24 protein-coding genes are annotated in these 19,333 nt (G+C 47.7%); 21 read left to right on the forward strand and 3 right to left on the reverse strand.

The window, feature by feature from the left end; all coding sequences use genetic code 11:
• The gene (locus NST33_RS08360; protein ID WP_221822817.1) at window positions 1-375 is read right to left on the reverse strand and encodes a BlaI/MecI/CopY family transcriptional regulator; all 375 of its coding nucleotides are present in this window, start codon (window positions 373-375) and stop codon (window positions 1-3) included.
• A gap of 167 nt (window positions 376-542) precedes the next feature.
• Between NST33_RS08360 and NST33_RS08365 the strand changes: the two genes are divergently transcribed.
• The 17 genes from NST33_RS08365 to NST33_RS08445 all read left to right on the forward strand — a co-directional run bounded on the left by NST33_RS08365 (window position 543) and on the right by NST33_RS08445 (window position 14,372).
• Window positions 543-1,064 (forward strand): hypothetical protein, encoded by a 522-nt coding sequence (locus NST33_RS08365; protein ID WP_221822819.1) that lies wholly within the window; start codon window positions 543-545, stop codon window positions 1,062-1,064.
• A gap of 116 nt (window positions 1,065-1,180) precedes the next feature.
• Window positions 1,181-2,071 carry a TIGR01777 family oxidoreductase gene (locus tag NST33_RS08370; protein ID WP_221822821.1) on the forward strand — a complete coding sequence of 297 codons (891 nt, stop codon included), beginning with the start codon at window positions 1,181-1,183 and terminating at the stop codon, window positions 2,069-2,071.
• Window positions 2,072-2,388: 317 nt separating this feature from the next.
• Complete coding sequence (locus NST33_RS08375; RefSeq protein ID WP_339307569.1) at window positions 2,389-3,390, forward strand: beta-ketoacyl-ACP synthase III; 1,002 nt, start codon at window positions 2,389-2,391, stop codon at window positions 3,388-3,390.
• Window positions 3,380-4,672 carry an ATP-grasp domain-containing protein gene (locus NST33_RS08380; protein WP_339307571.1) on the forward strand — a complete coding sequence of 431 codons (1,293 nt, stop codon included), beginning with the start codon at window positions 3,380-3,382 and terminating at the stop codon, window positions 4,670-4,672. The genes NST33_RS08375 and NST33_RS08380 overlap by 11 nt, the downstream gene beginning before the upstream one ends.
• The gene (locus tag NST33_RS08385; RefSeq protein ID WP_339307573.1) at window positions 4,669-5,664 is read left to right on the forward strand and encodes an NAD(P)-dependent oxidoreductase; all 996 of its coding nucleotides are present in this window, start codon (window positions 4,669-4,671) and stop codon (window positions 5,662-5,664) included. Before NST33_RS08380 ends, NST33_RS08385 begins: the two co-directional genes overlap by 4 nt.
• A complete protein-coding gene (locus NST33_RS08390; protein WP_339307575.1) occupies window positions 5,658-6,518 on the forward strand; it encodes an MBL fold metallo-hydrolase in 861 nt (286 codons plus the stop codon). Before NST33_RS08385 ends, NST33_RS08390 begins: the two co-directional genes overlap by 7 nt.
• Window positions 6,515-7,843, forward strand: coding sequence for a F390 synthetase-related protein (locus NST33_RS08395; protein WP_339307577.1), 1,329 nt, complete (start codon window positions 6,515-6,517; stop codon window positions 7,841-7,843). Before NST33_RS08390 ends, NST33_RS08395 begins: the two co-directional genes overlap by 4 nt.
• A 69-nt stretch (window positions 7,844-7,912) precedes the next feature.
• The gene (locus tag NST33_RS08400) at window positions 7,913-8,833 is read left to right on the forward strand and encodes an SDR family oxidoreductase (protein ID WP_339307579.1); all 921 of its coding nucleotides are present in this window, start codon (window positions 7,913-7,915) and stop codon (window positions 8,831-8,833) included.
• Window positions 8,834-9,047: 214 nt separating this feature from the next.
• Complete coding sequence (locus NST33_RS08405; protein WP_036669691.1) at window positions 9,048-9,629, forward strand: DJ-1/PfpI family protein; 582 nt, start codon at window positions 9,048-9,050, stop codon at window positions 9,627-9,629.
• Entirely contained in the window at window positions 9,626-10,204 is a 579-nt protein-coding gene (locus NST33_RS08410) for a GNAT family N-acetyltransferase (RefSeq protein WP_221822835.1), read from the forward strand. Before NST33_RS08405 ends, NST33_RS08410 begins: the two co-directional genes overlap by 4 nt.
• Window positions 10,201-11,085, forward strand: a complete 885-nt coding sequence (locus NST33_RS08415) for a serine/threonine-protein kinase (protein WP_339307582.1) — start codon at window positions 10,201-10,203, stop codon at window positions 11,083-11,085. Before NST33_RS08410 ends, NST33_RS08415 begins: the two co-directional genes overlap by 4 nt.
• A gap of 88 nt (window positions 11,086-11,173) precedes the next feature.
• Window positions 11,174-11,545, forward strand: a complete 372-nt coding sequence (locus tag NST33_RS08420) for a hypothetical protein (RefSeq protein WP_339307584.1) — start codon at window positions 11,174-11,176, stop codon at window positions 11,543-11,545.
• Between the two features lie 29 nt (window positions 11,546-11,574).
• Complete coding sequence (locus NST33_RS08425; protein WP_339307586.1) at window positions 11,575-12,264, forward strand: GNAT family N-acetyltransferase; 690 nt, start codon at window positions 11,575-11,577, stop codon at window positions 12,262-12,264.
• Between the two features lie 90 nt (window positions 12,265-12,354).
• On the forward strand, window positions 12,355-12,483 hold the full coding sequence (locus NST33_RS08430; protein ID WP_339307588.1) for a hypothetical protein: 129 nt from the start codon (window positions 12,355-12,357) through the stop codon (window positions 12,481-12,483).
• Between the two features lie 28 nt (window positions 12,484-12,511).
• A complete protein-coding gene (locus NST33_RS08435) occupies window positions 12,512-12,898 on the forward strand; it encodes a hypothetical protein (RefSeq protein ID WP_339307590.1) in 387 nt (128 codons plus the stop codon).
• Window positions 12,899-13,013: 115 nt separating this feature from the next.
• On the forward strand, window positions 13,014-13,796 hold the full coding sequence (murI, locus tag NST33_RS08440) for a glutamate racemase (protein ID WP_339307592.1): 783 nt from the start codon (window positions 13,014-13,016) through the stop codon (window positions 13,794-13,796).
• Window positions 13,797-13,820: 24 nt separating this feature from the next.
• Entirely contained in the window at window positions 13,821-14,372 is a 552-nt protein-coding gene (locus tag NST33_RS08445; RefSeq protein ID WP_221822849.1) for a histidine phosphatase family protein, read from the forward strand.
• Between the two features lie 72 nt (window positions 14,373-14,444).
• Here NST33_RS08445 and NST33_RS08450 read toward each other — a convergent pair whose 3' ends face one another.
• Both NST33_RS08450 and coaA read right to left on the reverse strand, forming a co-directional pair.
• The gene (locus NST33_RS08450) at window positions 14,445-14,807 is read right to left on the reverse strand and encodes a DUF423 domain-containing protein (RefSeq protein WP_221822851.1); all 363 of its coding nucleotides are present in this window, start codon (window positions 14,805-14,807) and stop codon (window positions 14,445-14,447) included.
• A 64-nt stretch (window positions 14,808-14,871) separates the two neighbouring features.
• Window positions 14,872-15,801 carry a type I pantothenate kinase gene (gene coaA, locus NST33_RS08455; RefSeq protein WP_339307595.1) on the reverse strand — a complete coding sequence of 310 codons (930 nt, stop codon included), beginning with the start codon at window positions 15,799-15,801 and terminating at the stop codon, window positions 14,872-14,874.
• Between the two features lie 192 nt (window positions 15,802-15,993).
• Here coaA and NST33_RS08460 point away from each other — a divergent pair, with 192 nt between their 5' ends.
• From NST33_RS08460 to NST33_RS08475, 4 genes are all read left to right on the forward strand, one after another.
• Entirely contained in the window at window positions 15,994-16,782 is a 789-nt protein-coding gene (locus NST33_RS08460; protein ID WP_339307597.1) for a DUF3891 family protein, read from the forward strand.
• 238 nt (window positions 16,783-17,020) lie between these two features.
• Complete coding sequence (locus tag NST33_RS08465; RefSeq protein WP_221822856.1) at window positions 17,021-17,530, forward strand: 8-oxo-dGTP diphosphatase; 510 nt, start codon at window positions 17,021-17,023, stop codon at window positions 17,528-17,530.
• Window positions 17,531-17,889: 359 nt separating this feature from the next.
• Window positions 17,890-18,387: a GNAT family N-acetyltransferase gene (locus tag NST33_RS08470; RefSeq protein ID WP_339307599.1), complete on the forward strand. Its 498-nt coding sequence runs from the start codon at window positions 17,890-17,892 to the stop codon at window positions 18,385-18,387.
• Window positions 18,388-18,822: an NUDIX domain-containing protein gene (locus NST33_RS08475; protein ID WP_221822860.1), complete on the forward strand. Its 435-nt coding sequence runs from the start codon at window positions 18,388-18,390 to the stop codon at window positions 18,820-18,822.
• The last annotated feature ends 511 nt before the right edge of the window (window positions 18,823-19,333 follow it).

Consider the following 19,333-nt stretch of genomic DNA (forward strand, 5'->3'; position numbering starts at 1 on the left):
CTACTTTTCCGAAAGCCATTTTTTCAGTTCTGAAATGTCATCGTCTGAAAGCTTGTCGCCATCATACATGGCCGAAACCAAATTCTTGACTGAACCTTGATACAGTCCATCAAGAACATGTTGCGTTTCCTGTAGTTTGTAATCTTCGGGCTGTAGAAGAGGTACATAATCATTGGTCCGTCCACGTCTCGTGACGGTAAGTGCGCCTTTATCCACCAACCGTGACAGAAAGGTAGACATGGTCTGCGCTTTCCACGCTTTCCCCTTCTCGGCAAATATGTCTAATAGTTCTGTCGAGGTGACCGGTGGGGCGCATGACCATATAACAACCATTAACTCCATTTCTGTTTCGGATAATTTTTGAATCTGGTTCACAGTGAACACTCCTTAACATCGTTATGCGTCCATAACGATCGTATTACTACACTACGTAGTACGTATAAACTACTACAACTTGTAGTGGATAGTCAAGTTATCCTGATAGATGATTGCCAAACCATGTTATAATATAGGTCATTAATAGAAGAACGATGTAGGAGTGAATGATCATTACAGCATATCAATTACCTGCTCTCTATGAGCAGAAGCGAGTTTCAATGCACGAGATGGAAGAGATTGTACGCCTGTTGGCCCAGACACCGCTATTATACGATGATGGACAGAGCATTCAGGTTCAGGATTACATGGGAGGCTTGGAGGTCGAACTTGAGCATGAGGTACGCCGTGCAGTGACCGAGTTGTACGAACTGGCTGTTCAGGCCTGCCGCGTCTTCGCCGATCCATTGGCGTACGAGCAACTTCAGGATGCGCTTGGGTTACAGGCTGAGTTATGGCAGGAGGAAGTGCTTACTCTTGCAAAGTGGATGGATTGGTTGAAGCAGATCAGTGAAGGAAAGAGAACACTGCCCGAGTACAACTTTTCAGCGATGCTTGGGAACTTGCCGGACGGATTCATGATCCATGATTTTTATGATGAACTCCGATATCAGCTGGAACAAAATCCTGCAAACGCATGGGCTATTGAAGAGCGGGATCGCTTGTACGCAGCCCTGGGTGCGAATTAAATCAAACCAACGGGTCACCGGCGGTGTTAATCTAATATCTGCATTTTGCATGCATAGAAGCATTCCAATCTATACCTTACGAATTCTTTACCCAGTATGGGAAATGAGGGGATACCGTGAAGAAGGTTGTATTAGCTGGTGGAACGGGATTTGTCGGACAGGATTTTGCCCAAAGGTTCAGGAAGCTGGGGTATGAGGTGTTAATTATCTCGCGTCAGCCCGGTCATATTGCCTGGGAGGATCGTGCAGGAATCATAGAGGCACTGGAAGAAGCAGAGATGTTGATTAACCTGGCGGGTAAATCGGTGAACTGCCGTTATACGGATGAGAATCGCAAAGTCATTCTGGAATCCAGAACCCGTACCACGCGCATTCTCGGCGAAGCCGTTCTGGCTTGTAATCATCCTCCTGAACTATGGATTAATTCGAGTACAGCAACCATATACAGACATGCTGAAGATCGTCCCATGACGGAAAAAGAGGGCGAGATTGGCTCCGGATTCTCGGTCGACGTTGCCAAGGCGTGGGAACAGGCTTTCTTTGAATTCAGTCTGCCGTCTACGCGTCAGATTGCACTGCGGATTGCGATTGTGCTGGGCGAGGGTGGTGTGATGGTGCCCATGACGAACCTCGTCCGTTTTGGACTGGGAGGATCTCAAGGCGCAGGAACACAGCAGTTCAGCTGGATTCATATCGAGGATCTCTTCCGCATGGTAATTTATCTGCAAGAGCATCCACACTTGAATGGTGTGTTCAATGCGTCCTCTCCGCATCCAGTGACGAATCGGGAGCTAATGGCGCGTCTGAGAGAACAGATGGGTGTTCGGATCGGCCTGCCTTCTCCTCGCTGGATGCTTGAACTGGGCGCACGTTTCATTCAGACCGAGACGGAACTGGTTCTCAAAAGTCGTTGGGTGATTCCCGAGCGAATGGAGAGAGAAGGATTCACGTTCACTTACGGTACACTAGATGCCGCTCTTGCCGAGATTTTGAATAAGAAGAAATGACACTTTATACAAAAGAAAACACAACAGGAAGGGCAGAGGCATCTGCCCTTTTGTTATATATGTTCAACTAAACATTTACACGATAACGGAGAGGACAGAAATAACTTGAAGAAGCGAAGCGTTCGCCTAAAAGCTTTCTGAAAGAAAGCTGCATCGGAAGCATATGCTTATCCCCAGATTTTCCCTTTTTAAGAAGGAATCAAAAAAATCTGGGGATAACAGTGATCGGAAAGTTGTTCTGTCATCGCAGTGTAAGTGTAAATACAATTAGCTGAACTTAAATATATCAGTCAGATGAACAGAAAGAGGTTGGGGAAATGCAACTTAGAAGAGTAAGGATCGCAGGAACAGGGAAGTACCTGCCTGAACAGGAAGTCACCGATGAGGAACTGGATCGCCGCTTGGACGTGCCTGCGGGCTGGGTCAGCAAAGCCACAGGTGTAGGTGTGCGCCATTATGCTTCGGGTGAAGAAACCTCCTCTTTCATGGGCGCGCGGGCTGCGGAAGCTGCACTGGTGGATGCAGGATTACAATTCAGTGATATCGACTGTCTGGTGTGTACTAGTGGCACGAAGGAACAACCGTTGCCAAGTACGGCGGTATTTATCCAGCAGGCCATGGGGCAGCAAGATTCAGGCGTGCCTGCTTTTGATATGGATGCAACCTGCCTGAGTTTCCTGAACGGACTCGATGTGATCTCCTATATGGTAGATGCTGGACGTTACCAGCGAGTATTGCTCGTAGCCACCGAGATTGCCTCAGCCGGACTAAATTGGTCTGATAAAGAAAGTGCGGCCCTGTTCGGAGATGGAGCGGCCGCCGTCATTATTGAACGTTCGCCTGAAGGATCATCGTCGCAGATTGTACATGCTTCCCTTCAAACCTACAGCCGAGGTGCTCGCTTCTCGGAGATTGCAGGTGGAGGTACACGGCTGCATGCTTCGAATTATAAGGCGGATCAGCCTGAGCCCTACCTATTTCATATGGATGGACAGGCCATCTTCCGCATGGCATCCAGACTTTTGCCTGGATTCATTGGTGATATGTTGCAGGCGACTGGGTGTCAGATGGAGGATTTCCAATTGGTTATTCCCCATCAGGGAAGTGCCATGGCGATGAGACTGATTCGCAAGAAGCTTGGCATTGCTGAAGATCGGTTTATGGGCATCACACGAAATCACGGCAATACGATTGCGGCATCGATCCCGATGGGTCTGCATGAAGCGATTAGACAACAGCGTATTCAGCGTGGAGATCGGGTGTTGATGATTGGCACGGCTGCCGGATTATCATTGGGAGGACTCATTTTTGACTACTAGATCTGGGGCAACCGGACATCGTACAGCTGCTTCTCTCCGTGTGCTGCTTACAGGCGGAAGGGCTCCCGTAACGCTGGATCTGGCACGGATGCTTCATCGGGCAGGCCATCGGGTCTATGTTGCGGAGAGTGCCGTACGGCATCTGACCAGATTATCTCGTGCAGTGGAACAGTGTGCTGTGGTCCCGTCGCCACGTCATGAGACACATGCTTATCTGGCGGAGTTGGAACGGTTGACACAGGATTGGCAGATTGACCTGTTGATTCCGATGTGTGAAGAAGTATTCTATGTTGCTCAAGGGGCAGACAGACTGCGTGCATATTGCCGTGTTCTGGTTACAACTCTGGAGCAGCTGCATGAGCTGCATCATAAATATGATTTTATCCAGCTTGCAGGGTCACTCGGTCTTTCAGTTCCAGATACACGCCTGATCAACAGTCGGCAGGAATGGATGGAAGCTCAGTCTGTTCTGGGAAAAGTAGGAGATTGGGTGTGGAAACCGGTGTATTCCCGTTTCGCAGCCAAAGTTCGCATGCCAATACTCATGACCGATGACGCTGGGACAGGGATTGATCAGGAAGGAAACGTAAGCCAAAAGAGCCGTCGACATATCCGTAACGACCCACCGGAAGAAGGGGAATTATCCTCTGTTTCGCCTTGGGTTGCACAGGCCTACATTCCTGGTCAGATGTTATGTACATACAGCATAGCGCATGAAGGGCAACTGGTTGCGCATTCCACTTACGACAGCCGCTATCGTACAGGTAGCGTGGGAGCGAGTGTTTTTTTTGAACAGGTAGAACATGAAGGTGCCCTTGCGTGGGTGAGACAATTTGTTGAGGCAACAGGTTTTAGTGGACAGATTGGGTTTGATTTTATAGAAGGTCGGGATGGGCAGGTGTACGCAATTGAGTGTAATCCGAGGGCAACGAGTGGGATTCATCTGTTTCACCCTGGAGATGACTTGGTGCGTGCACTGACTGAACCGGAGACGTTGGTAAAAGAAAGAAAAATGATCACGCCCGCACGGGACAGCAAAGCCATGCTCATGCTTCCCATGTTGGGAAGTGGAGTACAGCAGATCTTTGGCAAAGGGAAACTCCGTGCATGGATAGCTGCGTGGCGTGGAACCAGGGATGTGGTCTATGTAGGGCAGGATATCCAGCCTTTAATGGAACAATTCGGAGTGGTGCTGGCCGCATGGCGTCTGGCAAGATCGCAGAAGTGCTCGCTGACTGAAGCTTTGACTCATGACATAGAATGGAACGGTGAACAACAATGAATAGAGCATTGGTTACAGGAGCTACGGGATGTCTGGGCAGGCACCTCGCGATGCGGCTTGCCAAAGAGGGATGGGAAGTCACTGGCATGGGCCGACAGCCAAAGGTTGGTGCAGAACTTGAGTTGGCAGGAATCCGATTCCTGAATGGAGATATACGGGATGAGGAAGTAGTAAACGAAGCGTGTGCAGGACAGGATATGGTGTTTCACTGTGCGGCACTATCATCGCCATGGGGTAAATATCGTGACTTTTATAGCAGTAATGTAGAAGGCACACAAAACCTCATGGATGGCTGCCTGCATAATAAAGTACAGCGATTCATACATGTCTCGACTCCAAGTATATATTTTAACTACATACCACGATATAACGTACATGAGAATGATCTGTTGCCATCCAAACCAGCCAATCATTATGCAGCCACGAAGCTTCTCGCTGAGCAGGTTGTAATGGAGGGGCATGCGAAGGGGCTTCCGTCGATCATCATTCGACCGCGAGCCATCTTTGGTCCGTATGATCAGACGTTATTTCCCAGGATTGTCGCAGCGAATGCGAAGTCGGGCGTGCCCATGATCGGTGATGGACAGGCATTAATCGATCTGACATGTGTGGATAATGTGGTGGATGCCTTATTATTGTGCCGCGATGCCTCTACAGAAGCACTTGGTAGAGCCTACAATATCTCCAATGGCGATCCAAGGGCGTTCAGTGAGTTGGTGAGCAGCCTGTTTGGCATGCTGGATATGCCCTTGCGTTGTCGAAACATTCCTTATCGGATGGCATATGGTGTGGCAGCGTTGCTAGAGCGAGTTCATGGCTATATTCCTGCGTTGGGTGAACCTGCGTTGACACGGTATACAGTCGGCTCCTTATCTATTCCACAGACATTGGATATTACGGATGCAAGGGAGCAATTGGGGTACGTCCCTCGGGTGTCCATTGAAGAGGGATTACAACAATTTGCAGACTGGTGGAGGGCTGAATCATGCTGACGACAACTCCAGTAGAACTATATTTGGGTGCGGCGGGTTACTGTACACATCCAGAGTTTCTGACGCTGCGCGGTGGTCGGTTAAGCCCGGTGCCTTTCCCAGCAGGATTTGCCTGTATCATTCATCCCGTACATGGACCGATCCTGTTGGATACGGGATATAGTTCCCGCTTTTTCGAGGAAACGGCTTATTTGCCTAACGCACTGTATCGTCATATTACACCTGTGGTCTATCGTGAAGAGGATAGTGCCGTTCATTTTTTGGCTCGAATTGGATTGAAAGCTTCGGATATTCGGTATATCATCCTCTCTCATTTTCATGGTGATCACATCGCAGGTGTACGAGATTTCCCGGAGGCACAATTCATCTATCTGCCAAGAGCCTATGATGCCGTGCGCTCACTCTGTCCAATTGCGGCTGTAAAGGCAGGTTTTCTTGCCGGGTTGTTGCCCGAGGATTTTAAGGCCAGATCATGGCCTCTTATGTGTCAGCCTGAGCGATGGACGAGAGCGGGGAAAGAGTTTCCTTTTGATGAAGTCTACGATATCTTCGGTGATGGCAGTCTGCTGGGGGTGGATGTATCTGGTCATGCGGAAGGCATGATGGGACTCCTGCTGCGTACAGAAGAACATGACTATTTTCTGTGCGCGGACGCAGTGTGGTCGTGTCGGGCTTTTCGTGAACAGCGCAGACCTCATGCGCTCGCGGGTATTATTATGTCGAATCGACAGGAATACCACCGTAACTTTGACAAGCTGGTTCAGCTGCATCAGCAATTTCCCCACATTCGAATTGTGCCGAGTCATTGTCGAGATGTACTGGACGCTTGGGGCACAGGAGGGCAGAAACGATGAGTAATACTTTTCGCATTGTGGTTCATTATGCACTCGCACGTGGGCTGCGAACATGGAAAACGCGAGAACAACTGGAGCGCTGGCAAGAGCGCAGGGTTATTCGGCATGTCCATCAGATCCGTGCCCGATCCCCGTTTTACCGGAAGTGGTGGGAGGGCGCGAACGCATCTGACTGGAGAAGCTTTCCGTTGATTGACAAATCAATCATGATGCAGCATTTCGATACACTGAACACGGTGGGCATTACCAAGGACGAAGCGCTGGCTCTTGCAGGTGAAAGTGAAGAAACGCGTGATTTCAAACCTTCCATTCAAGGCGTGACCGTTGGATTGTCTTCGGGCACGTCAGGGAACCGGGGGATATTTCTGGTGAGTGATCGGGAGCAGGATACGTGGACGGGCACAGTGCTGGCTAAGTTGCTGCCCGGTGGACTGTGGAAACCTGCCAAGATTGCGTTTTTCCTGCGTGCCAACAGTAATCTGTATGAATCGGTGGAGCGTGGCAAATTGCAGTTTCAGTATTTTGATCTGCTAGAGCGTGTGGAGACCTTGGTGAGACGGTTGGAAGAATACCAACCTACTGTATGGGTAGCTCCTCCATCCATGCTGCGTCTGTTGGCGGACGCCTATGTGGCAGGCCAACTGACTGCTGTACCGGATAAAATCATCTCGGTTGCCGAGGTGCTGGACCCCCTGGATCGCAAGGTGCTGGAGCAGGTCTTCGGACAGACTGTTCATCAAGTCTATCAATGTACAGAAGGATTTCTAGGTGCGACCTGTCGCTACGGCACACTGCATTTGAATGAAGACATCGTGCATATTGAAAAAGAGTACATTGATCCAGCCACCCGGCGGTTTGTGCCCATTATTACGGACTTCTCCAGAACATCACAGCCGATTATCCGATATCGGTTGAATGATATTCTGACCGAGGCGGCGCTGCCATGTGCCTGTGGTTCCCCGTTTACTGCCATTGAGCGGATTGAAGGCCGCTGTGATGACACGCTTTATTTTACACAACTACATACGGGTGAGGCGGTACCTGTCTTTCCGGATTTCGTTACCCGTTCGGTCATTGCGGCTTCGCCGGATATTGAACATTATCGTGTGGTGCAGCAAGGGGACGGAACAATGGAAGTATCTCTTCGGCTTGGCGGGAGCGCGGTGCTGGAGCAGGTCGAGACGGATGTACGGGGTGAACTGATGAAGCTGGGAGAGCGGCTTGAATGCACCTTACCTGAGATCAGATTTGTACCGTATACGTATGAACCGGGACTTACGAAGCTGCGCAGGGTGGAGAGACAGCATAATGGAGTGGCGGATTAAGCAGCAGGGGCCGTGCGGTATAGGTAGGAACGGGAAGTAAGTAATTTACCGAGGAAAGAAGGACACACCGTGACAGCAGAGGAACATTTAACTAAGGACGGGCAGGGACGCATTAACACGGGGCTTGATGCAGTGAAGAAGACAAAGGTAAGAGCGAACGCACCGGTGGCTTTAATTACGGGTACCTCCAGTGGTTTCGGTATGCTTACCGCAATCACCCTTGCCAAGCAGGGGTATCGCGTTGTTGCTACAATGCGTGATCTGAGTCGGAAAGAAGAATTGGCAAGGCTGGCTGAGCAGGCTGGGATATCTGAACGTTTGCAATATGTACAACTGGATGTAACCGATGCTGTATCAGTGGACAAAGCGGTGGGGACCGTTCTTCAAACCAATGGACGAATCGACATGCTGGTGAACAATGCGGGATTTGCGGTGGGTGGGTTCATTGAGGAAGTATCGATGGACGATTGGCGGCGCCAGATGGAAACGAATCTGTTTGGATTGATCGCTGTGACACGTGCCGTCCTGCCTGTGATGCGTGAACAGAAGCAGGGGTTAATTGTTAACTTGTCCAGCGTCAGCGGTTTATCCGGTTTTCCAGGATATGCGCCCTATGCTGCCTCCAAATTCGCTGTGGAGGGATTCACCGAAAGTCTGCGGCATGAGATGTCTTCGTTCGGCGTTCGGGTGGTACTGGTTGAGCCAGGCGCTTATCGCACGCCGATCTGGAATAAAGGTCTGGGGGAAATTCACAGAAACGAGGACTCTCCATATAAACATAAGCTGGATGCGGTTCTTCGTTATTCCCAACATGCGAGCGAGACGGCACCTGATCCACAGGAGGTAGCTGATCTGATTGGCCGAATTGCACGGATGCGTGCACCAAGACTTCGATATGCGCTCGGAAAAGGTTCGCGTGTGCTCATCATAGGTAAAGCACTGCTACCCTGGAAGTGGCTGGAGCGGATTATCGCCCGTGGATTAAAATAGAGATAAGGTACGAGTCACGATTGCGTAATTTCCGAATGGGAGGGGTTAGCCATATTTGAACTCATCGTCATTATTTTACTTCTTGCGATTGTGGGTCTGCTCTTTCATATCAATAGCAAGCTGCCAGCGCGTGACCGGGTGAAGGAAGCAATGGAACGGGATCGGAATCAGAAACATAATCAGAATGCTCCAAATTAAAACGCGGAGGTTACCAATGAAAATTGCATTCGTTTTGTTTGATGGACTGACTTTTCTTGATTTTGCAGGGTTTTATGATGTGATCAATCGGTTGAATTTCTTTGAACCTACCAAAGGAACGACGTGGGAAACTTGTGCAATGACAGATCAGGTCACGGATGAGTCTGGTCTAACGTTGAAGGTGGATCGGGTGAAGCCTGACCTGTCGGAATATGATCTCGTGTTTATCCCCGGGGGCATGGGAACGCGCAAGCTTCGATATGACGAGGCATTTGTAGGTTGGCTGAAACAGGCTGAGTCTGTGCCTTTGAAGGTTTCGGTGTGCACAGGCTCTCTGCTGCTGGGTGCAGCTGGTTTTTTATCTGGCAAAAAAGCAACAACACATCCCCGTGCATATAATTTGCTTGAGCCATATGTCACTGAGGTGATTCAGAAGCGGATTGTAAAAGATGGAAATGTAATTACAGCCGGTGGAGTAGCCACGTCCATTGATCTGGGGATTTATGTTGTTGGGTTGCTCGCAGGACAGGAAGCGGCAGCGAATGTAAAACTTCAGATCGATTATCCTTATGAGATGCAGGGAGTGGTCGAAGAATGAATGAAGGCCGAAAGCAAGAGCACTATACCATTCGCAATATTCAGCGGGATGAAGCAGACCTCTACTGGCCTTTGCGACTGGAAGCATTGAAAACACATCCTGAAGCCTTCGGGGCTTCGTTCGAGTTGTCCATTCAACTCCCCATGAGTGAAGTGCAGGAGCGCATACATAATGAACCGGATGATTATATTCTGGGAGCATATACAACAGAAGGAACACTGGCCGGAATAATGGGTTTCAAAAGGGAACACGGCCTGAAACTCAGGCACAAAGGCATGATCTGGGGCGTCTATGTAGCTCCGCCATATCGGGGAAGTGGGCTGGCTTCGCGTTTGCTCCGCGAGGTGCTGGATCGGGGAAGACATCTGGAAGGTATCAAGCAGATTAATCTGAGTGTAGTGACAACCAATGAATCAGCCCGACGTTTATACGAGCGATATGGATTTGAAGTTTATGGCATCGAGCGTAATGCCTTGGAAGTCAACGGTCAGGGATATGATGAGGCGCATATGAATTACTTTTATACAGAGCCCTCAAGATTGGATGATGATATCACCACAGGAGGAGTCCGATGACAGATCAGGTTGAACATGAGATCGATGGTGTTTCCTTTGTCTTAAAAGAGTCTCATTCTTTCGATTGGTTACGGCCCTTGGGTACGGTCTTTCGTGTATTCGATCAGCAGGATTCAGGGAATCTCTCCTTCGGTATCGTGCAAAAGGATGGAAAGCGATTGTTCGTTAAATATGCGGGAGCACATACAATTCATGCGAATCATACGGGAAGTCCCCCGGAAGCCATTCGTAATCTGAAATCATCTGTTTCGGTCTATGAGGATCTCGCGCATGACACGTTGATTCGACTAACGGATCATTTTGCAACGAATGAGGGGTATGCCTGTGTCTTCGATTGGGTGGATGGGGAGTGTCTTCACTCCCACTGGTATTTCCCGCCTCCTGCTAAATATGAAGATCCGCGTTCACCCTATTATCGGTTCAGGCAGCTTCCAGTAGAGACACGCATTCGAGCGATGGAACAGATTCTGGATTTTCATATCGAGGTGGAACGAAGAGGTTATGTAGCTGTTGATCTGTATGATGGCAGTCTGATCTATGATTTTGACAGAAACTTTATGAAAATTTGTGATATCGACTTGTATCGGAAGGGCTCTTTTACCAATACCATGGGGCGTATGTGGGGATCTTCCCGCTTTATGTCACCCGAAGAGTTTGAGCTAGGCGCACCCATAGATGAGGTTACCAATGTATTCAATATGGGGGCAACGGCGTTTGGGTTGCTTGGAGGGGAGAAAGATCGTTCCTATGAGAGATGGGATGCCGGAGAAGCAGTGTATCAGGTTGTGATACGTGCAGTGAGCGATGATCGGTCCGAGCGGTACGCATCGATTGTGGAACTTGGTGAGGCCTGGAAACAAGCTGCGATTAAAGGTCAATGAGTGAGTGGTGGGATTTTCGCAAATATGCAAAATCCATTCGTAAGTGTGTGTGAAATCCCGTATAATGGAAATTATTAAGGGGGTGCAGATGATGTGCAGATATGCCTTGTCAGGACCATATAAAGACATCTATGCATGTTTCATTTGTCGCAAATCATTTAAACAAGTTTCCAGACATGACCTGAGCCCTGAGGTGGTGGCCCAACTTGAATATAAATGCCCGCAATGTGCCACGTCTATGGTTAGCATGGGACAGGATTTCCAGGCGCCCAAGCAAAATGATACCAAACAATGGGCCAAAGTGATGATACTGTATCGTCATGGTTATACCTATCATAATTGCGGGTGCGGGGCTGGATATCGCCCGGCTGATTTACGTGAATTATCCGATTTTCTGGAGCAGCAAGAAGCTGGTAAAGGCAGTGAAGGCAAACGATTATTGCAAAGGTTAACTTCTTAGTTATGGTTCCAAAATCCAACCTGTCGTCAATGGAAATGTTGAAAATACAGGTGAGCACGTTATATACAATCAATGAGCAGCAGCATCTATTAAGCATTAACGAACCGGGTGGTGGGCAGGCTCCAGCCCTTTTTATCGGCATGACTTCTGCCGGTTCACTGATCTATTATCATGAGCAGTTACCGCCGGATCTAATGAATGAATTGGGTAAGGATTGCGAGCTTCCGTTGGATATTCAGAAACTGATTCGCAAGGTGGAGACCTTTGAGCCAGTTAACCGTGTATGGATGGGACCCGCCTATGCTTTTCCTGAGTTATCTCACGAGTGGAATCAGAAGGTTCAGTTGATTGGTCAGGAGCAGCGTTATTTGCTGGCAGAGCATTTTCCTGAATTAACAGATCACTTATATGAAAAAAGCCCTGTTGCCGCTTATGTTATTGGGGATTCTGCTGTGGCAGTGTGCTGCTCCGCAAGGCTCTCCGATCATGGGGCGGAAGCGAGCCTATATACGGCACCCGGTTATAGAGGACATGGATATGCAGCGGAGACGGTAAAGTGCTGGCAGTATTATGTCAAGGAGCGTGGGCGCATGCCAATCTACAGTACATCTTGGGATAATCTCGCTTCACAGCAAATTGCCCGTAAACTCGGATTAATTCAGTTCGGTGTGGATTTCAGTATCACAACTGTGGATTTGAGGAAGGACTGTGATATCTGATGATCCGCACTTTCGTACAAAAGGATCTGCAGTATGTCATTGAAGCGCATATCCGAATCTATCGAAACGAGTATAATTATGATCATAGCTTTGCTGAATTTATCACCCATAGGGGCGCGTAGATTATATCAATCTGTGGGCTTTGAAGTGAAGGAAATCCGCAAGCAGCTTTTGTCAGGTCAGGAGCTTACCGAAGAACAATGGGAACTTGTTCTGTAGTTAACTCGTTGTTGAAAGAAGTGGTACAGTGAATCGCAGAAGACTGATTCTGGGTTTGTTATCCGTATGCACAGCATTGACGGTAGCAGCATGTTCGACTCGGACAGAAGACCAAGCATTATCAGCAACAATTGAAATTAACCTGCAGCAGATGGTTAGCGACCCTGTCCTTCTGACCAGTAGTAATCCCAAAGATTACATTGCGGGTAACCGTGAGGCTTACGAAGACATCCTGCATACGGGTGAGGCCGGACTGCTTCTCCTGTTACAGCAGCTCGAATCCAGTCCGGATAATGGTCTCAAGGAATGGATCATGGCTCAGGCAAGTACTGAACTGCTTGGAGAGCATAACCCTGTAGAGGCATGGCATAGTGGCAAGGACTGGTTCAAGCAGTATAAAATGAGCGTAGAATAATGGCTTATCATCTTAGTGGGTGATGAGCCGGAAGTACAAACCTCACCTCCAGTCAGCATGAGCAGCATTGAGAGGTTCTTGGAACCCGAAAGAATACATTATAGAGGTGAAATCCTTGAATAAGAAAATTGCTTTTTTTGATTCAGGCATCGGTGGTTTAACCGTTTTGCATCAGGCATTACAACAGTTTCCGGAAGAAAAATTCCTGTATTACGCGGATACCCTGCATGTCCCATATGGAACGAAGTCTGCGGATGAGGTTAGAGGACATATTTTTGATTGTGTGGAAGCCATCGTTCAGGAGGATGTCCAAGCAATCGTGATTGCTTGTAATACAGCAACAAGTCTGGCTGTGAAGGAACTGCGCGCCAAGTACGCTATCCCGATCATTGGCATGGAGCCTGCGGTGAAACCAGCCGTGGAGATGAATCGCAACAGTGGGAAGAGGGTGCTTGTATTTGCTACGGCCCTCACCTTGAGCCAAACCAAGTATAACGAACTGGTATCACGTGTTGATGATCACCACAGTGTGGATTCCATTGCGTTGCCGGAACTTGTGGAGTGGTGTGAACAGCTGGATTTTGATCCGGGCAAAATCGCTGATTATTTCCGGTTCAAGCTGGCAGATCTCGATCTTCATGGGTATGGCACAGTGGTGCTTGGTTGCACGCATTATCCATTCTATACGTCCATTCTGCGCACGGTTCTGCCCGATCATATACAGATTATTGATGGCAGTACAGGTACAGTGAACCATCTGAAGCAGCGGCTTGGGCTGGTGGCTCAACATGGAGACAGAACAGGGGATCAGGTCACTTTCCTCAGTTCATCAGGCCGACCGGAAGAGCAGGAGAAGATGTGCAGTGCACTTCAATATCTTGAGATGAACTCCAAGTAGGTTACACCATAGGAGGTGATAGCTATGCAGTCCATTTATCTTATCCGTCACGCCAAGGCCACAGGGCAGGAACCCCATGCAGAGCTTACAGATGAAGGGATCAGGCAGGCTGAAAAACTTGCAGATATCTTGGCTCATCACGCCATAACATATATTGTCTCCAGTCCATGGAAAAGGGCCGTTCAGACGGCTATGCCACTGGGCATAGCAACGCTGCAACATTTACATACGGATGAACGTCTCCAGGAGAGGTTACTTAGCTCTCTTGATCTGCCTGACTGGATGGATGTACTGAAACGTACATACGATGATGTGGACTGGGTGGAAGAAGGCGGGGAATCTTCTAGAAACGCGGCTGCAAGGGGGCTGGCACTACTGGAAGAGTTGTGGAGCAGACCGGAACAGCACGGGGCTGTGGTTACACATGGGAACTTGTTATCACTGCTTATTCGTGAGTATCAACCATCCTTTGGTTATGAAGAGTGGACCAAACTGTCTAACCCGGATGTGTATGTGCTGGAGCGACAACGACCAGATACAGGACTGCTCACCATTCGCAGAATATGGACTGATTGAACGGTAAAAAGAGTGCTCCAGCGATTATTCATATCGGCCAGAACACTCTTTTCGTTTATCCATGGGGCATATTTACAATGCGGCAATCATGATCATAACCCATCCAGCCAAAAATGCGACTCCGCCAAGTGGGGTAATGGCTCCCAATTTGCGAACACCCGTTACACTTAAAGCGTACAGGCTGCCAGAGAAGAGGATGATCCCGGCGAACATCAGCCATCCGGCAAGCATGACGAGTGAAGAGGATTCAAGATGATCTGCCAGCAGTCCGATCAGGATGATCCCAAGTCCGTGGATGAGGTGATATTGAACACCGGTTTCATAGATTTTGATCATGTCAGCGGATAGTTTGCGCTTGAGCGCGTGTGCGCCAAAAGCACCCAAAGCAACAGCCAGGAACATCATAATACTGCCGAGTATAATCAGGGTTTGCAATGTGTTTTTCTCTCCTTTTAAGGGTAATTAGATATAACATCTAAGTGTACTTCACGAATGTTGTCTACAGTTTGCGCAATTGAATCTGCCCAATGGAGTGATCGGCTTCCTTTTTCAGAATCAGTCTGGCACGCCCTTTGGTTGGCAAAATGTTTTCATGCAGGTTTTTGGCATTGATATCTTGCCAGATCTGGTTGGCCGTACGCACGGTTTCTTCTTCATCGATATTGGCGAATCTTTGATGGAAAAAGGAATCCGTGTTCTGGAACGCTGTGTTGCGAAGCAGCTTGAAACGCTCAACGTACCAGTGTCGTATGTGCTCTTCTTCCGCATCAATGTAGATGGAGAAATCAAAGAAATCACTAACCAGCAAAGGCGTTTCCTTTTTGATCTGAAGTACATTAATACCTTCAATTATGAGAATATCCGGTTGACAGATCTGCTTCTCTTCTCCTTGAATGACATCGTAGGCGAGGTGAGAGTAGACGGGTGCTTTCACTTCCGGCTTGCCAGATTTCACATCACCCATGAACTGAATTAGGGATTTGATATCATAGCTTTCCGGGAATCCCTTGCGGTTCATGATGCCCTTCTCTTGCAGCACCGCATTGGGATATAAGAAACCATCGGTGGTGACAAGGTCAACCTTCGGGCTATTCTTACCTCTGGCGAGCAGTGCCTGTAGCAAACGGGCCGCTGTACTTTTGCCCACGGCAACACTTCCCCCGATTCCAATGATGTAGGGGGTGGGGAGAGCTTCTTTTTTCATAAAGGAGGCCGTTAGTTGATTCAACTCTCGTGAAACTCTTGCATATAGGTCAATAAAGTGGGTAAGAGGCAAATATATATCTTCGACTTCTTGAATCGATACCTCTTCATTCAATCCCTTTAACTGTTCTAATTCGGCTTCCGTCAGTGGAAGAGTGGTCTGATGTTCTTTAAGTTCAGCCCATTCCTTGCGGTTAAACTCGATGTAAGGAGAGTATGAATTCATGAGATCCCGCTTTCTGTATGTAATATAATTGTGGACACAACCTAGTGTATCAAATTTCAGGAAACTGACAACACCTTTACATTGTGCACTTCATAATGCCTTTCGTCAAAATGGAGCGAAATACAACTTATAGGAAAGTTTAACCCAATTTATGTTAAAGTCAACGTATACCATGCGGAAGGGTGACAGCACATGATCGTATATGAGAGAGAGCATGATTTTGTTTTGACCGCACAGCATGAGCATGGATTAGTAGCCGGAGAGATGGCTTTCCACTGGAAAAATGAATTATTAGCTGATGCTTCGCATCGGGATGAATTGATTCTAGCGGCCAAGGAACATGACCGTGGCTGGATTGAACTGGATTCATCTCCGTTCTGGAATGATTACAGTCAATCGCCGTATTCGTTTCGTGATTTTCCATTGCGTCCGCGTTTTGTATTCTACCATAAAGGGATTGAAGAAGTCCGTCAGAAAAACCTCTACGCCGGATTATTGTGTAGCTTGATGTACACGGAGCTATTTCAGAAAAATCTGGGGGCCAATGCTCAGGATGATGATGACATCCGAGATTATCTGCAGCAAGAACACAAACGTCAGCTGGATTGGGAGAAACAGCTTGGTGGTGATGCTGAAGCACTGAAACAGAGGCTGCAAAGTGATGTGGAGATCATGCTTTTCTGTGATCAGCTCAGTCTGTTCCTCTGTATGGAGGAACCTGGAACACCTGCTGCGCGTTATGATTTTTTTGCAGAGGGGCTCAGTTGTACGTTTGATGCCTGTTCCAGACAGTCGATTCAGGCAGAGTGGTTATCGAATGAAAAAGTAGGCCTGTCTTTTTTCCCGTTTGATGAGGACTTTACGATCGTTTTACCATATAAATCGGTGCCAAAGGCAAGTATCCGCAAATTTGGTATGCAACAGGCTTATCGCCGGGCTGAATGGAAGGAACGCCGGGTGTTGATTACGGAATTGAACTGAGAACTGGAAACTCCAGGCTTGAGGAAAGACCAGCATAGAATATCACAAAACAGGCGGGCTTCTGATGTACAGGTGTACAGGGCGTCCGCCTTTCGTATGCATATATATCATCATAGACTATACTGTGAGACCGGTGTAAATACGAATGAATCAGAGTGGGAATAAAGAAGGAAAACGCAGGTTATTCCCAGAAATGTTAGTGTACAGCAGAGAAGCGCATGTTAGTAGGAGGACGAATATGGATACTAGAATAGAGATATTAACAATGTGTATGGTATGGGACAAAATGAATGATCAGGTGTTGTTAATGAATCGGCCGGATCGCAAAGGATTTCCGGGATACATCGCTCCTGGGGGGAAGGTAGATTTTCCGGAGAGTATCGTGGATGGTGCCGTGCGGGAGGTTCTGGAGGAGACGGGGCTAGTAGTCAATGAGATTACGTATAAAGGGCTTGATGAGTTCTGTGATCCCGAACAAGGATTGCGGTACATGGTATTTAACTATTTGGCGACTTCATTCGAGGGTCAATTATTGCAAGATCCGCCCGAAGGCGAACTGTTATGGGTGCCTATGAAGCGGGTTTTTGAGCTGCCTATGCAGGATTGGTTTGCTGAACGTTTCCCGCGTTTTTTCCAAAAAGGCACTTTTGAGCGGAGCGTGATCTGGGAGAAGTCATCCGGACGTACGCTGCAAGAGACATTTATGGTGTATAGCGATTCCGTACTTGAACAGAGTGAGACCCAATAAGTTAAACCGTCAGAAGGAGTAAAAATCATGGGATACCAGCATGCCCTGCAAGGATACAGTGCGGCGACGCTTGATGGGGAATGGAAATTAATTCATGAGCATTTAAGCTTGGGTTAGGATAAAAATAATGCCTCAAAATGTATCATCCATATCTATATATTTATATCCAAATATTATGATATAATGAAGTTTACTATTTTTATAGGAGATGACTAGTCTGTGGGTAATAGTGTGTGATTAATAGATTGAGTTAACTAGTTTGTTGAAATGAAGAATGATATATTTGTGGATTTGCCATACATAGGCTTCTGCAAACAGAACGTAAATGAATATTGCACGATGAAAAGGTGGAGATTGGCATGAAATTGTCGTTCCGGATTTTGGACTGGGAAGAAGAGAGACCCTACGAACTTTTGTTGATGGCTGATCCTTCAAAAGCAATTGTGGATGAATACCTGAGTCGGGGTGTTTGTTTTATTGCTGAATATGAAGGAGAGATGGTTGGGGAGTTCGTATTGTTGAAGACTCGTCCAGAGACTGCGGAGATTGTTAATATTGCCGTACAGGAAGAACTGCAGGGACAAGGCGTAGGCAAACACATGATTAAGGAAGCGATGGAAGCTGCACGTAGATTGGGCTGCCGGATTCTCGAGATTGGGACGGGCAACTCCAGCTTTCATCAATTGAAGTTATACCAACGTTGCGGTTTCCGCATTATCGGGGTCGACCGTGACTTCTTTGTGAGGCATTATGAGGAAGAGATTGTAGAGGACGGTATCCGCTGTGTGGATATGATCCGTATGGCCATAGATCTGGATGCTGTTACAGAGGATGAAAACGAAAGGAAGAGCCCTTAAGTGAATCGGTATACACATATTGGGGTATATGGCTTGGTTGCTTGGGAGGACCAATTCCTGTTGATTCATAAGGCTCGCGGAGCATATCAGGGGCAATGGGATTTACCAGGCGGAAGGCTGGAATTTGGCGAGCAGCCAGAGACTGCTCTTCATCGTGAGTTTGAAGAAGAGACGGGCCTGACCCATCTACAAGTGATGATTCGTTCTGCGGAGTCTACGGTACTGGAATGGGTGTATCAAGGTGAGCCGGAAGAGCTGCACCATATCGGGATGTTGTATGATGTTGTTCTGACCGCAGCCAGTCAGCCGGATCATATAAAAAAAGAACCCGATGGCGAAGATTCGCTGGGTGCGGACTGGTTTACACTGGAGCAAGTTAGAGATCTTTCCCTAACGCCGTTTGCAGAGTATATGATTAGCAAAAGTACATCTTGATGTGCATCCTCAACTTTATTGTTAACTTAAATTTGCTGAATCCAAAGAAGCTGCTCGGATAATTCATGTCTGGGCCAGCTTTTTGTTGTTGGTCACTTGAAGAAAATCCCAATTACTTGTTGAATGTGACGTCAAATGGTTAATGTTTAACTGGACGGTTTGTTTTTGAACATAATGGACCACAATTCAATTAAGGAGGTAAAATGGGAGATCGTATGCCTATTTTGTTGTAATTAAGCGTTCGTTGTTCTACCCAAATTGATCGATTTATTCGATTCATCTAATTTATGCATCAATTGGACTAAAAATAGGAAATGCTCCTGAGCGTAAAAGTTTATAGAATAGATAGTAGAACACGGACTTCACTTGAAGAAGTGGAGAAAGTGTAACCTTCGAACGGATCAGGACAGTATTCGACATCTGTGCGACGGTATATACAATCATTGTTTTACTTTGATTTTGAAAACGCAGACAAACCTTGACGGGAGCGTCGGACTAACGTTACTACCAC

It is taken from the genome of Paenibacillus sp. FSL L8-0435 (assembly GCF_037965655.1).
In the GTDB taxonomy this organism is placed as follows: Bacteria; Bacillota; Bacilli; order Paenibacillales; family Paenibacillaceae; genus Paenibacillus.